Origin of the sequence: Geothermobacter hydrogeniphilus (genome assembly GCF_002898515.1) — a bacterium.
Classification (GTDB): domain Bacteria; phylum Desulfobacterota; class Desulfuromonadia; order Desulfuromonadales; family Geothermobacteraceae; genus Geothermobacter_A.
In genome coordinates, this window is the sequence record NZ_PPFX01000017.1 from 17,797 (window position 1) to 31,851 (window position 14,055).

Below are 14,055 nucleotides of genomic sequence, written 5' to 3' on the forward strand. Positions count from 1 at the left end.
ATCAGCGAAGACCAACTCGAACAACTCTGCCTCGACTGGTTCAAAGCCGGCGGTTACGAGTATGCCTATGGTCCCGATATTGCCTATGATGGTGACACCCCGGAGCGCAGCGACTACCAACAGGTCGTCCTACTCGGTCGTCTGATCTCATCGCTGCAGAAGATCAACCCCCACATCTCCCGCGAAACCCTCGAAGAAGCCGCCCTGGCCATCAGCAAACCCGAATCCCCGGTCCTCATCCACAACAACCGCGCCTTCCACAAGCTCCTTCTCGAAGGGGTGCCGGTTGAATATGCTCAGCACGCTTCGCACCCTCACCCCAGCCCTCTCCCAGGGGGAGAGGGGGAGGAGCGAGTGTTTGATCATGTGCAACTGATTGATTTTCAGAATGTCGAGAATAACCAGTTTCTGGTAGTCAACCAATTCACCGTACAGGGCACCAAGCAACTGCGCCGCCCCGATATCGTCGTCTTCATCAATGGCCTGCCGATCGCGGTGATCGAACTGAAGAATCCCGCCGATGAAAATGCCGATGTGTGGGATGCCTACAACCAGCTGCAGACTTATAAGGACGAAATTGCCGACCTGTTTGTTTTTAACGAAGCGCTGGTGGTCTCCGATGGGCTGACGGCGCGGGTCGGTTCGCTGACCGCCAACAAAGAGCGCTTTCTCCCCTGGCGCACCATCAGAAACGAAGACGACAAGCCGCTGCTCGAATACGAGCTGGAAAAGGTCGTCAAGGGCTTTTTCGACCGCGATCTGCTGCTCGACTACCTGCGCTACTTCGTGCTCTTCGAACAGGATGGCGAGGTTCTGATCAAGAAGATCGCCGGCTATCACCAGTTTCATGCGGTGCGTGAGGCGGTACGGGTGACGCTGGTCGCCGCGACCCCGGTTGCCAGGGAGATGATCGCCGAACCGCGCGCCACCTGGGGGCGCGAGGTGACACCGGGATGCCGCAAGGCAGGGGTGGTGTGGCACACGCAGGGATCGGGCAAGAGCATCACCATGTGCTGCTACGCCGGAAAACTGCTGCAGCAACCGGAGATGAACAATCCCACCCTGGTGGTGGTGACCGACCGCAATGATCTCGACGGCCAGCTCTACAGCACCTTCTGCAACGCCCGGGAGCTGCTCAAGCAGACCCCGCAACAGGCCGACAGCCGCGAAGATCTGCGCGATCTGCTCGCCGCGCGTCAGTCGGGCGGCATCATCTTTACCACGGTGCAGAAGTTCTCACTCCTAAACGGTGAAGAGCAGCACCCGACCCTGAGTGCGCGTGCCAATATCGTCGTTATCAGCGATGAGGCGCATCGCAGCCAGTACGGCTTCAAGGCCCGGCTCGACACCAGGACCGGCCAATACATCTACGGCTACGCCAAGCACATGCGCGATGCGATCCCCAATGCCTCGTTCATCGGTTTTACCGGCACGCCGATCTCCCGGGAGGACAGGGACACCCGCGCGGTGTTCGGCGACTATGTCAGCATCTACGATATTCAGGATGCGGTCGATGATGGGGCGACGGTGCCGATCTACTTTGAATCACGTCTGGCCAAGCTCGACATCAACCGCGCCGCCATCGAGGAGCTCAACGATGAGGTCGAGGAGGTCATCGAGGATGAGGAGGATGTCTCCCTGCGCGAACGCACCAAGAGCAAGTGGGCGGCGCTGGAGAAGCTGGTAGGCGCCGAACCGCGTCTGAAACAGGTGGCCGAGGATCTGGTGCAGCATTTCGAGGCGCGCACTGCGGTGGTGGACGGCAAGGGGATGATCGTCTGTATGAGCCGCGAAATCTGCGCACTGCTCTACAACGAGATCGTCAAACTCAGACCCGAGTGGCATGACGCCAATCCGGAGAAGGGCGCGATCAAGATCGTCATGACCGGCTCTGCTGCCGATCGCCCCTTATTGCAGCCGCATATCTACAACAAGCAAACCAAGAAGCGCCTGGAGCGCCGTTTCAAGGATGCCAAAGATGATCTAAAACTGGTGATCGTGCGTGACATGTGGCTGACCGGCTTCGACTGCCCGAGCTGCCACACCATGTATGTCGACAAGCCGATGCGCGGGCATAACCTGATGCAGGCCATTGCCCGCGTCAACCGAGTCTTCAAGGACAAGCCGGGCGGGCTGGTGGTGGATTACATCGGTATCGCCAACGAGCTGAAGCAGGCGCTCAAGGTCTATGTCAGCGCGCAGGGGAAGGGAGAGCCGACCCTGAAGGCCGAGGAAGCCCTGGCGATCCTTCTCGAAAAGCTCGATGTCGTAAGGGGGATGTTCCACGGCTTTGATTACAGCGACTACCAGACCCGCGCGCATGAGATCCTGGTGCTGGCTGCCAACCATATCCTCGGCGTCGAGGATGGTAAGAAGCGCTTCCTCGATTCCATGGCGGCGATTACACGCGCGTTCTCGCTGTGCGGCACCCTGGATGAGGCGGAGCCGCTGCGCAAGGAGATCGCCTTCTTCTCTGCGATTCGCGCGGCGATCGTCAAGCACACCACCGTTGACAGCAAGCTGACCGAAGAACAGAAGAATAGTGCGCTCAAGCAGATCCTCGATAATGCGGTAATCGCCGAAGGGGTTGCGGATATCTTTGCCCTGGCCGGGCTCGAGAAGCCGAATATCGCGCTGCTCTCCGATGAGTTCCTCGATGATGTGCGCAATATGAAGAGTCGCAATCTGGCGCTGGAACTGCTGGAGAAGCTGCTGCGCGACTCCATCAAGGCGCGGACGCGCAACAACGTGGTCCTGGAGCAGAAGTTCAGCGAGCGACTGCTGGCGACCTTGAACCGCTACCATGCCCGCGCCATTGAAACGGCTCAGGTGATCGAAGAGCTTATTCAAATGGCCAAGGATTTTCAGGAATCACTCAAACGTGATGAGGCCCTGGGTCTCAACCCTGATGAAATTGCCTTTTACGACGCCCTGGCCAATAACGAAAGCGCCGTGCGTGAACTGGGTGATGAGACACTGAAAAAGATCGCGGTCGAAATTACCGAAAAACTGCGCAACAGCACCTCGGTTGACTGGCAGGTACGGGAGAGTGTGCGGGCGAAACTGCGGAATCTGGTCAGAAGAACCTTGCGGCGCTGGAAGTATCCGCCGGACAAAACCCCGGAAGCCGTAGAGCTGGTGCTGAAACAGGCCGAAGTGCTTTGTGAGGGGTGGAGTTGACGCCCCCCCGCCCCCGCACAAACGACTCAAGACGGGCGCGTATCGGCCACCCCCAACACCACCGTTCCGAGGCGGTCGAGACGTGCGTAGCTGCAAGGCGCCTCACGCGCCGAGGAATGAGGCGTAGCGGCAGCTACGTCGGAATGACGAGGAGCGGGAGCAACGCAGCAGATGCGTGCGTATCGACCGCCCTCGCTCTACACCCCGATGCCGGTGTCGGCTGGGTGGATGGTGGGCAGCAGACGGTTCTGGCGGGTCGCCAGGCTGATGCAGAGCCGCGCCACCAGATCATGCATGATGATGGTGTGGGTGTTGTCGATCCGTTCGAAATAATCCTTGATCTGTCGTTTCTGCGAGAGATCCCCGCTCAGATCGACCAGGATGTCGATCTGTTCGCCGAGGCTGAGCAGTTCCATCGGGTCGAGGGTCGTCATCAGGCCGTTTTTACGGGCCATTTCCAGCCCCGGCGCATCCTCCTCAAGATCACAGACCCCGATCACCTCGATGTAATCGTAGCCGAGCATTTCCCTGAGAAAAGCATGTCCGGTCCGTCCGGCACCAAGCAGCGCCACCCTGACTGATTCCATACGCACCTCCCCATCCACAGCACCACTAAATCAGCATAGCAGAAAACGGGAAGATGGGAAGACGGGGAGAAATCAGATCGACAGATAACTGAGCAGCTCCAGTGCGGCGATCAACAACAGACCTTCAACCACTCTTTTCGGCAGGTCGCGCCGATGACAAAGCCCCCGCCGCCGGGTTGGGCGCCCCAGGTGATTGCGCACGAACCCACGAACCCAGAAAGGAATATCTCCCCGGCGGACAAAGAGATCAAGACAGCATTCCAGTTCAGCCTGACCGGGAGAATGACCATACCACTGACGGTAGGCCAGCACAAACAACTCACGATCACTGCAGCCAAGCCGTCCGGCTACGTGATGAATCAATCCGGCTTCCTGTTTCCGCTTCTTTTCCCGCCCCATAGACAACCCTCAAATTTCCGGGGCCCCTGCTGCCCCCCTCGTTCTACTCTTCGACCGAACGCTTCCGGTCATTAAGGGGGAGTCCGGACTCACACCAGCGGTCAAACCGGGGGCAGGGTATCGACGACGTTGCATGCCCTGCGCCGCTTGGTATACTCATCTGGAAATTCAATATGTTACCCTCATCCAGAAACAGGCCCGAATGACATGACCCTCAACGCCAACGCCAGTCCCGAATGGCTGGAGAATCAATTTCGTCTCTGGCAGGAGGACCCACACGCCGTTCCGGATGACCTCCGCTCCTTTTTCCGCGGCTTCGAGCTGGCGCGTCAGACCGCCGCCACCGAACTGGACGCTGAACGTGCCCTGAAGCAGTCGGCGGTCGACTCGCTGATCTATCGTTATCGCGACCTCGGCCACCTGCAGGCCTGCACTGATCCGCTCAATCCCTGTCCACCGCCTCACCCGGCGCTGGCACTGGAGGCATTCGACCTCGGGGAAGAGGATCTCGACACCTGTTTCCATCCAAGACGTTTTCTCCGCCAGAAGGCAACTCTGCGCGAAATTCTCGACCTGCTGCAGGAAACCTACTGCCGCAACATCGGGGTCGAATTCATGCATATCCAGAACCCGGATGAACGCGAGTGGCTGAAAGAACGGATGGAGAGTGTCCGCAACCGTCCCCGGCTTGGCGATGACCGGAAACTTCGCATCCTGCGCAAGCTGCAGGAAGCCTCACTGTTCGAACTCTTTCTGCACCGCAAGTTCGTCGGTCAGAAACGTTTTTCCCTCGAAGGGGGCGAAGTGATGATCCCGCTGCTCGAATGTATCGCCGAGCACGCGGCGGATCTGCAGATGAAGGATATCGTTCTCGGCATGGCCCACCGCGGACGCCTCAACGTGCTGGCCAATATCTTCGGCAAACCGCTCGCCAACATGTTCGCCGAATTCACCGACAACCTCGAACTCGCTTTTGTCGGCGAGGGGGATGTCAAGTACCACAAGGGTTTTTCCTGCGACCGCCAGTTCCCCGGCGGAGAAACGATTCACCTTTCCATTGCCTCAAATCCGAGCCACCTCGAAGCGGTCAATCCGGTCGTGGAGGGCAAATGCCGTGCCCGGCACAGCAACTACGGCCCCGGTGGACGGCGCAAGGTGCTGCCGATCCTGATCCATGGTGATGCCGCCTTCGCCGGTCAGGGGATGGTGCCGGAGACCCTCAACCTCTCCCAGCTCGACGGCTACCATACCGGCGGCACCCTGCATATCGTCCTCAACAACCAGATCGGCTTCACCACCTCGCCGGCTCACGCCCGCTCGACCCTGTATGCCACCGATGTCGCCAAGATGCTGATGGTGCCGATCTTTCACGTGCATGGCGAGGACCCGGAGGCCGCGGCCTTCGTCGCTGAACTGGCCCTCGACTACCGGCAGTGTTTCGGCAGGGACGCGGTGATCGAAATCATCTGTTATCGGCGCCAGGGACATAATGAAGGGGACGAGCCCTTCTTCACCCAGCCGCTGATGTACGAGAAGATCCGCCGGCGTCCACCGGTCCACGAAGTTTATGCCGCCCGACTGGTCAGCGAAGGGATCGATCCGCAGCGGATTGAACAACAGGCGGCGGAAATCAACCTGCGTCTGGAAGAAGCCCTGCAGGGGGAGGTTGTCGACCAGGCCCCCGGTTACCAGGGAAAATGGAGCAACATCCAGCGGGACTACACGCCGGCCGACATCACCACCGGAACCCCGGTACAGACCCTGCAGAAACTGGCACGCAAGATAACCACCCTGCCCCGGACGTTCACCCCGCACCCGAAGATCGCCCGGCTGCTGGAAAACCGTCGTAAAATGGTCCTCGACGATTCCGGGCTCGACTGGGGCACCGCCGAGGCGCTGGCCTTCGCCACCCTGCTCAGCGAAGGCGTGCCGATCCGCCTCTCCGGCCAGGACTGCCGCCGCGGAACCTTCAATCACCGTCACGCGGTACTGGTCGACAGCAGGAATGGCCAACTCTACGTGCCGCTGGCCTTCCTCTCCTCAACCCAGGCACCGATCCAGGTCTACAACAGTATGCTGTCAGAGAACGCGGTACTCGGCTTCGAATACGGCTATTCTCTTGAAATGCCCGAAGGTCTGACCATCTGGGAAGCACAGTTCGGTGACTTCGCCAACGGTGCCCAGGTCATCATCGACCAGTTCATCAGCAGCAGCGGCTCGAAATGGGACCGCACCAGCGGCCTGGTCATGTACCTGCCGCACGGCTACGAGGGTCAGGGGGCCGAGCACTCCAGCGCCCGCATCGAACGCTATCTGCTGCTCTGTGCCGACAACAACCTGCAGCTCGTCAATCCGAGTACCCCGGCCCAGCTGTTTCACCTGCTGCGACGACAGATGAAGGTCCCCTGGCGACGGCCGCTGATCATCTTTTCGCCCAAAAGCCTGTTGCGCCATCCCGTCTGCCGCTCGAAACTGGATGATCTGTCCAAGGCACGCTTCTGCGAAGTTCTGACCGATAATATTTCCGCCTCAGCTGTCCAGACCGTGCTGATCTGCAGCGGCAAAATCTATTTCGAACTGCTGGAGAAAAAATGGGCCGACCAGCGGGAGGATGTCGCCCTGGTCCGCATCGAGCAGCTCTACCCGCTGCGCGAAGAGGCTCTGCGACAGGCGTTCGACTGCTATCCCAGGGCCAGAGCCTACGCCTGGGTCCAGGAGGAGCCGGCCAATGGCGGCGCCTGGAGCTACATCCGTCCGCATCTGGCCGAACTGCTGGGGACCGACCCGGTCTACGTCGGCCGTCCGGCCATGGCGGCCACGGCGGTCGGCAGTCACCGACAACACAATCAGGAACAAAAGAAACTGATCAGCCTGGCATTCAGCCTGTAAGATCACTGAAGGAGTGGAGACGCATGGAAATCCTGGTTCCCGAAGTGGGTGAATCGATTTTTGAGGCAACCATCGCCAAGTGGCATGTCGCCGAGGGCAGCCGGGTCAGCAAGGATGACCTGCTCTGCGAACTGGAAACCGACAAAATCTCCCTGGAACTGCATGCCGAGGATTCCGGCACCATCCATCTCAACGTGGAGGAAGGAGAAACGGTCAAAATCGGTACGGTGATCGCCACCCTGATCGACTCCAAAAACGTGGCGGAAGCACCCAAACCGACACCGAGACCTGAGAGCGTCGCACCGCAGGCTGAACCGGCTGCGGTTCCAGCCGCTCCCCGGAAACTGGCCGCCGTACCGACACCCGCCGCACCACCACCGCAACCCGCTGTCGCCGGCACGCCGGAGACTGTTGATCTGCCGCACCCGGCCGACGATGACCGCGTCCGCCGAGTGCCGATGAGCCCCATTCGCAGGAAAATAGCCGCCCACCTGCTGGCCGCCCGCCAGCAGACCGCGATGCTGACCACCTTCAACGAAGCCGATATGAGTCGGCTGATGGCCCTGCGCGGCGAGTACAAGGACGCCTTCCAACAGAAATTCGGCATCAAACTGGGGATGATGTCCTTCTTCGTGCGCGCCGTCGTCGCCGCCCTGAAGGCGGTTCCGGAGGTCAACGCCCGCATCGATGGCGACGATATCGTCTACCATGATTTCTATGACATGGGCATTGCCGTCGGCGGAAAAAAGGGACTGGTGGTCCCGGTCCTGCGTGATGCCGACCGGCTGTCGAGCGCCGAGATCGAAACGGCGATTGCCGAATTCAGTCGAAAAGTACAGACCAACAAGCTGACCCTGGCCGATCTCGAAGGCGGCACCTTCACCATCAGCAACGGCGGGGTCTACGGTTCGATGCTCAGCACCCCGATCATCAACCCGCCGCAGACCGGCGTACTCGGCATGCACAACATCATCCAGCGACCGGTCGCCATCGACGGCAAAGTCGAAATCCGGCCGATGATGTACCTGGCGCTCAGCTATGACCATCGGGTCATTGACGGCAGGCAGGCGGTCACCTTCCTCAAAACGGTCAAGGAGTTCATCGAACAGGTCGATGTTTCACTGCTGGACCTCTGAGTGAGGGATTCCGCAGCCCCACAAACCAAAACTCCCCACCACCGTGGCGAGGAGTTTTGGCTCAGATCAAGGCGCAGCCCGATGAGCGCGGAGGCGTAGCGGCAGCTACGTCGCACAAGTGAAGAGGGGTGCAACGCCGAGCTGGGTCAAAAGAACCGCCCCTTACGGCGATTTCTTCAGTCGGGCCAGCTCCTGCTCTATCATTTGCTGAAATCCTCGTTCGCTGCGGTCCCGCAGCAGGCGACCGTTGATGAAAACCGTCGGGGTGCCACGCACCCCGAGGGCACTGCCCTGCTCCTGGTCCCGACTGATAGCCGCCTGAATCGCGGCATCCTTGCGATCCTTGTTGAAACGTTTCATATCCAGGCCGATCTGCCTGGCAAGATCGTCGATTTTCTGCTCATTAAGTTGATTGTAGTTGGCAAAAAGCTGATCGTGCATCTCCCAGAATTTTCCCTGACGACCTGCGGCTTCGGCGGCAATGGCCGCGGCACGCGCATAACGATGCATACTCAAAGGAAAGTTCTTCAAAACCATCCGGACATTCTGCGGATTGTTGGCCTGCACCTTTTTCAGCGTCGGCGCCAGGCGGGCACAGTAAGGACATTGAAAATCGTCGAAAACGATGATGGTGACCGGCGCATCGAGATTGCCGCGCACCGGTGAATCGGTCGTGTCGATCTGCTGAATGACATCCAGCGACAGGTACTCAACACGCTGTTTCCCCTTGCGATACAGCAGCACCAGGCCGTCACTCTGGGGGGTAATTCCGGCAACATCGCTGCCAATCTCGACCGAGCCGATCTGGCGGCCGTCAATCGAATAGAGATAAAGCTTCTCTGCGCCGAGCACAAAATAACTGCGACCGCCGGGGCTGATCACAACCTGCCTGGCCGCCTCAGGAAGATCAATCGCGCGAACCGTTCTCCCCTCCACCTCGGCCCGAACCGCACCGACCGGCAGACAGAGCAGAAACAACAGCAAAAGCAACATTATTCTGGATGACATGAAACCTTCCTTTCCTTCGGGTCGAGGGTGGACAGCGTGAGTTGTCCAGCGGGAACACTTTGTGCCGTTTGCCGGTAACGAACTCACTGAGTCAGGGAAATATTATCAGCTTCGGGCAATGAGTTCGAAAAAAAACAGCCGGAGAAGCAGATGGGCTTCTCCGACTGAGTGGATGTCTCTGGACTTACTTCAGCAACTCCGGATCAATCATCATGTTGCTTCTTCCTCTTGTCTTTGCCACGGTCATCTCCATGGTCGTCGTCAGACGGATCGTCCTCATCGTGGTCACCACGCCCCTTGACGGTTACATCCTGTTCCGCCTGACAGCCGGCATCACTTTGCGCGCTGATCCGCGCCGGGGCTTCATCAAGCTCGATGCGGGCCTTCCATTCATCTCCTTTCACCGGAACACCGGAGGCCAGCAGGCTGCCGGTTTCGGCATCGAAGATCTGCACACTGCCGCCGACGGTCGCTTTGCCCTTGACATCGAGCCGTCCCTTTTTGAAATCATAACTGGCTTTCTTGACCATGAAGGCACCACCCCCCGGACAGGCCGCGCAGATGTCATCCTGCAGTCCGTTGCAGTTTTCATCGATGCCGTTGCCGCACAGATCTTTCATCCCCGGATTGATCAGCGGTTCGGCATCATCACAATCAGAACCGCCGCAGGCGGCATCGGTAAAACCGTCGGCGTCGGCATCGGGACAGGAACTGACACAGCCCTCGTCAACCTGACCGTCACAGTCGTTGTCGATGTTGTCACCACAGACTTCAGCGGTCCCCGGATTGATCGCGGCATCCTGGTCATCGCAGTCCTGCGGCCCGCAACCGGCAGTGCCGTCCACGTTGAAGCCATCATTGTCGGCATCGGTACACTGCGCCGGACAACCGACCGCAGCCGGGTCCTGGCTGTCGATCAGACCGTTGCAGTTATTGTCGATCCCGTCGCTGCAGTTCTCCGCCGCCCCGGGATTGATGGCCGCATTGCTGTCATCGCAGTCGGCCATGGTACCGCAGGCCTGCCCCTCGACATAGAAACCGTCCTTGTCAAGGTCGGTACAGGTCGGCCCGGTATTGCACTGTGGCTCGCTGCCGCAGAAGAAACAGAGGTCATTGGCCTTGTAGGCCGATTTCGCCGGGGTCGGGTCCGACTTGCTGCCGGTGGTATGACAAAGGGTACAATCACCGGTGAAAGGCTGGGTCTGACTGCAGAAGGTATTGACATCCTTGCCGAAGGATGAAAAAGCCAGGGCACTGCCCGCCCAGACAAGTCCCGTGAACAAAATAAGTGCTGCAGTCATCAGTTTCCCGGTTTGATGGTTCATGAGTGTCTCCTTGCGTTTCGCCGGTCAGGTCTGTGACCACCGACATGAAAATGAGGGGGAATGGTGAGAAAACCGAGGATCGGGTCTCAATCATTGGGAATGATTCTAGACCGGGAAACGTGATGCCGCCGAGGGTATTCAACGCACAAAAAAGACGGCTGATGGACATCGCCGGCTGCACAGAACAACTCCGGCAACTTCGTTTCCGCACAGTTGCCCATCCGGGTCGAAGGATGACTCCTGCAAGCCGGGTTTCATAACTTATCCCTGAATCAGTGAGTCCCTTGGCGGCGAATAGCGCAAGTCATTGACCTGCCTGAGCTTCCCAAAAATCACCAGCGAACCTATGGGTGCGCTTCAGATTTTTGGAAATCCCATTCAGGCCAAGCACTTGCACTCTCCATCCAACAGGAACCCACTGATTCAGGTTTATGAATTCAGCTGTGTGACGCCCATTTGTTCGCTTGCGGTTCATTTTCAACTTGCATATTTTTCACCCGCCCCTAAAATGTCGACATTCGACATTCAGAGGAGGCAGAATGGGAATTCCCAAGACGACCTACAAGGATTACGTGATCAGGCATATCTATGACGGCATCATGAATGACCGCTACCCGGCCGGCGAGAAGATTCTCGAACAGGAGCTCTCGCTTGAACTCGGCATCAGCCGTGCGCCGGTCCGCGAGGCACTGCGGGAACTGGTCGGCGAGGGCCTGCTCAGCCACCAGGCCCAGCGGGGTCACTTCGTCACCCTGCTCACCAGCAGCGAAATCGTCGACGCCTACCAGACCCGTGGTGTCATCGAAGGCTATGCCGCCGCCCTGGCCGCTCCTGCCCTGGCGACAAACGACCTGCAGCAACTGCGGCAACTCTGCAAGCGCATGGAAAATCATGCCGCCAGGCAGCAGCACCGTGAACTGATCGAACGGGGAGAAGAGTTTCACGGCCTGATCCTCGCTCACTGCCCCAATCGTGAACTTTACCATTTCGGGGATCGACTCAGCCGCAAACTGCACATCCTCTTCTGCCGCCACTGGGGGACCCTTTACCGGCCGGAAGAGGTCGCCGCCCGGCACCGCAATATCGTCGACTGCCTGCAGCGGCAGGATCCAGCTCTCATTGAACAGGCCATCAGAGACCACTACTTTGAAACCGGGCGCAAAATCGCCGCGCTACCGACCCATTGAAAGGAACCGACATGTCAACCAACAGTGTTCACGAGGTCCATCTCAACCTCAATGTCCGCGGGCTGCCCCTCTCGGCGACCCTTGAGATCAACGAACTCTCCAACCGCCTGCTCAAGGAAGGGCGACGAGTCTACAAACTCGGACTCGGCCAGTCCCCCTTCCCGGTCCCGCAGCCGGTCGTCGAGGAACTGCGCGCCAATGCCCACCAGAAGGACTACCTGCCGGTACGGGGTCTGGTGGCCCTGCAGGAGGCGGTGGTCGATTACTTCGAGCGGACCCAGTCCCTCGTCTACCGCCCCGAGCATGTGCTGGTCGGCCCCGGGTCAAAGGAGCTGATGTTCATCCTGCAGCTGGTCTACTACGGCGATCTGGTCATACCGACTCCGAGCTGGGTTTCCTACGCTCCCCAGGCCCACATCGTCGGCCACCAGGTGTGCTGGGTGCCGACCCGCGAGGACAACAACTGGCTGCTGACCCCGGCGGAACTGGAACGGCTCTGCGCCAAGGATCCGACCAAACCGCGCATCGTCATCCTCAACTACCCCAACAATCCGACCGGCTACAGCTACAGCGACCAACAGCTGCGGGAACTGGCCGCTGTCGCCCGCAAGCACCGCATCATCCTGCTTTCCGACGAAATCTACGGCGAGCTGCAGTTCGACGGCGGGCACACCTCCATCGCCCGCTACTACCCCGAAGGAACCATCATCAGCAGCGGCCTGAGCAAGTGGTGCGGGGCCGGCGGCTGGCGGCTGGGAACCTTCATCTTTCCCAAGGAACTCGACTGGCTGCTCGAAGGCATGGCCGCCGTCGCCAGTGAAACCTTCACCGCCACCAGCGCCCCGATCCAGTACGCCGCGATCCGGGCTTTCAACGGCGGCACCCGCATCGAACGCTACCTGTGGCAGTCACGCCGCATCCTGGCGACGCTTGGGGACTACATCCACCAGCGCCTGGTCAGGATGGGGCTGCAACTGGCTCCGCCGCAGGGCGGCTTCTACCTCTTCCCCAATTTCGAACCGCTGCGGGAAAAACTGGCCACCAGGGGAATCAGCACCAGCCCGGAACTCTGCACCCGACTGCTGGATGAAACCGGAGTGGCAATCCTCCCCGGAACCGCCTTCGGCCGCCCCGAGGAGGAATTGACCGTGCGCCTCGCCTACGTCGACTTCGACGGCGCCCGCACCCTGGCCGCTGCCGAACAGGTCCCGGGGGGCAAGGACCTCGACGAGGCCTTCCTGCGCCAGAACTGCGAAAAGATTGTTACCGCGTTTGATCTGATTGAGGAGTGGCTGGGGTAAAAACGTGGGGCGGAAGCAGATGGGCGGATATCGGCCGCCCCAGCACAAACGGTTCGAGGCGGTCGAGATTCATGCAGCTGCAAGGCACCAGAGGATTGAAGGCTGAGGGTAACGCAGCAGATGCGTGCGTATCGACCACCCTCGCAGAAAAACCGCGGGGTCGCGGCCCCGCTCGCCGCCTTCCTCTTTTGCTGGCCCAAAAGAGGAAGCAGAAAAGGGCCATCGCCTGCGGCGGGCATGGTCATTACACCCTGCCAACCATGCTGATAACGGAACCCGCGGCGCTCTCGTTGCCACGCCCGGCAGTGGTACGTGAACCTGTCTACGCGGGGTGGCAGACAAACGGGCTACACAGAGGAACCATTAAAACCAAAAGGCGCAATGCCGTAGTCGTTTCTCTTCAGCAACACTGCTGCAAGGCGGTCGAGATTCGTGCAGATGCAAGGCGCCCGAGGTCTGAAACCACAGGCGTAGCGGCAGCTACGTCGAGGATTGAAGACCGAGGGTAACGCAGCAGATGTGCGGATATCGGCCGCCCTGCTACCCTGCTACTTAATAGGGACGACCAGGATGGGTCGCCTCGTTTTCCTCAACACCTTCTCCGCGACACTGCCGAGAAAGGTATGTGACACCAGACCCTTGCCGTGCGTGCCGCAGATGATCAGATCGGGGTCGAGCCGGTCGGCGACCGAGAGGATGGTCGCCGCCGGTCGTCCGTAATGGACCTCGATACCGGCGATCCGCTGCAGATCCTCGGGATGATCCTGCAACTCGTCAGCGGCAAACTTCTCCAGCCGCTGGCGGATGGTCTCGATCAGCGTCTCCCGGTTGGCCTGCTCCAGCTTCACGAAGGTTTCCTCCCCCATCACCGCCGCGACATAGTTCTCCATCGCCGGATCCATAGCCGGCATGACGTGCAGGATATGGATGACGGCATCGTAGCTGCGTGCCAGGCTCACGGCATGGCGAAAAGCGTGGGCCGAGTTATCCGACAGGTCGGTAGCATACAGCAGGGTGTGATAACCAGGAATCATCAGACGTCT

Annotated in this window: 10 protein-coding genes; 5 read left to right on the forward strand and 5 right to left on the reverse strand. The window is 59.6% G+C overall.

Going from position 1 to position 14,055, the window contains the following annotated elements:
* On the forward strand, window positions 1-3,180 hold the full coding sequence (locus tag C2E25_RS08760) for a type I restriction endonuclease subunit R (protein ID WP_420094624.1): 3,180 nt from the start codon (window positions 1-3) through the stop codon (window positions 3,178-3,180).
* Window positions 3,181-3,377: 197 nt separating this feature from the next.
* Here C2E25_RS08760 and C2E25_RS08765 read toward each other — a convergent pair whose 3' ends face one another.
* Together C2E25_RS08765 and C2E25_RS08770 are read right to left on the reverse strand one after the other, a co-directional pair.
* Window positions 3,378-3,767: a hypothetical protein gene (locus tag C2E25_RS08765; RefSeq protein ID WP_103115380.1), complete on the reverse strand. Its 390-nt coding sequence runs from the start codon at window positions 3,765-3,767 to the stop codon at window positions 3,378-3,380.
* Window positions 3,768-3,839: 72 nt separating this feature from the next.
* The gene (locus tag C2E25_RS08770) at window positions 3,840-4,130 is read right to left on the reverse strand and encodes a hypothetical protein (protein WP_146032934.1); all 291 of its coding nucleotides are present in this window, start codon (window positions 4,128-4,130) and stop codon (window positions 3,840-3,842) included.
* 243 nt (window positions 4,131-4,373) lie between these two features.
* On the opposite strand from C2E25_RS08770, the gene C2E25_RS08775 reads away from it, so the two are divergent.
* Window positions 4,374-7,055, forward strand: a complete 2,682-nt coding sequence (locus C2E25_RS08775; protein WP_103115382.1) for a 2-oxoglutarate dehydrogenase E1 component — start codon at window positions 4,374-4,376, stop codon at window positions 7,053-7,055.
* Between the two features lie 23 nt (window positions 7,056-7,078).
* Window positions 7,079-8,191, forward strand: coding sequence for a dihydrolipoyllysine-residue succinyltransferase (sucB, locus tag C2E25_RS08780; protein ID WP_103115383.1), 1,113 nt, complete (start codon window positions 7,079-7,081; stop codon window positions 8,189-8,191).
* A 162-nt stretch (window positions 8,192-8,353) separates the two neighbouring features.
* Here the strand turns inward: sucB and C2E25_RS08785 are convergent, their stop codons facing one another.
* Both C2E25_RS08785 and C2E25_RS08790 read right to left on the reverse strand, forming a co-directional pair.
* Window positions 8,354-9,199: a DsbA family protein gene (locus tag C2E25_RS08785; RefSeq protein ID WP_103115384.1), complete on the reverse strand. Its 846-nt coding sequence runs from the start codon at window positions 9,197-9,199 to the stop codon at window positions 8,354-8,356.
* Window positions 9,200-9,402: 203 nt separating this feature from the next.
* Window positions 9,403-10,524, reverse strand: a complete 1,122-nt coding sequence (locus tag C2E25_RS08790) for a putative metal-binding motif-containing protein (RefSeq protein WP_103115385.1) — start codon at window positions 10,522-10,524, stop codon at window positions 9,403-9,405.
* A gap of 539 nt (window positions 10,525-11,063) precedes the next feature.
* On the opposite strand from C2E25_RS08790, the gene C2E25_RS08795 reads away from it, so the two are divergent.
* Both C2E25_RS08795 and C2E25_RS08800 read left to right on the forward strand, forming a co-directional pair.
* A complete protein-coding gene (locus tag C2E25_RS08795) occupies window positions 11,064-11,711 on the forward strand; it encodes a GntR family transcriptional regulator (protein WP_103115386.1) in 648 nt (215 codons plus the stop codon).
* An 11-nt stretch (window positions 11,712-11,722) separates the two neighbouring features.
* A complete protein-coding gene (locus tag C2E25_RS08800) occupies window positions 11,723-13,012 on the forward strand; it encodes a pyridoxal phosphate-dependent aminotransferase (protein WP_103115387.1) in 1,290 nt (429 codons plus the stop codon).
* A gap of 548 nt (window positions 13,013-13,560) precedes the next feature.
* Here C2E25_RS08800 and C2E25_RS08805 read toward each other — a convergent pair.
* Window positions 13,561-14,046, reverse strand: a complete 486-nt coding sequence (locus C2E25_RS08805) for a universal stress protein (protein ID WP_103115388.1) — start codon at window positions 14,044-14,046, stop codon at window positions 13,561-13,563.
* Window positions 14,047-14,055: the final 9 nt, after the last annotated feature.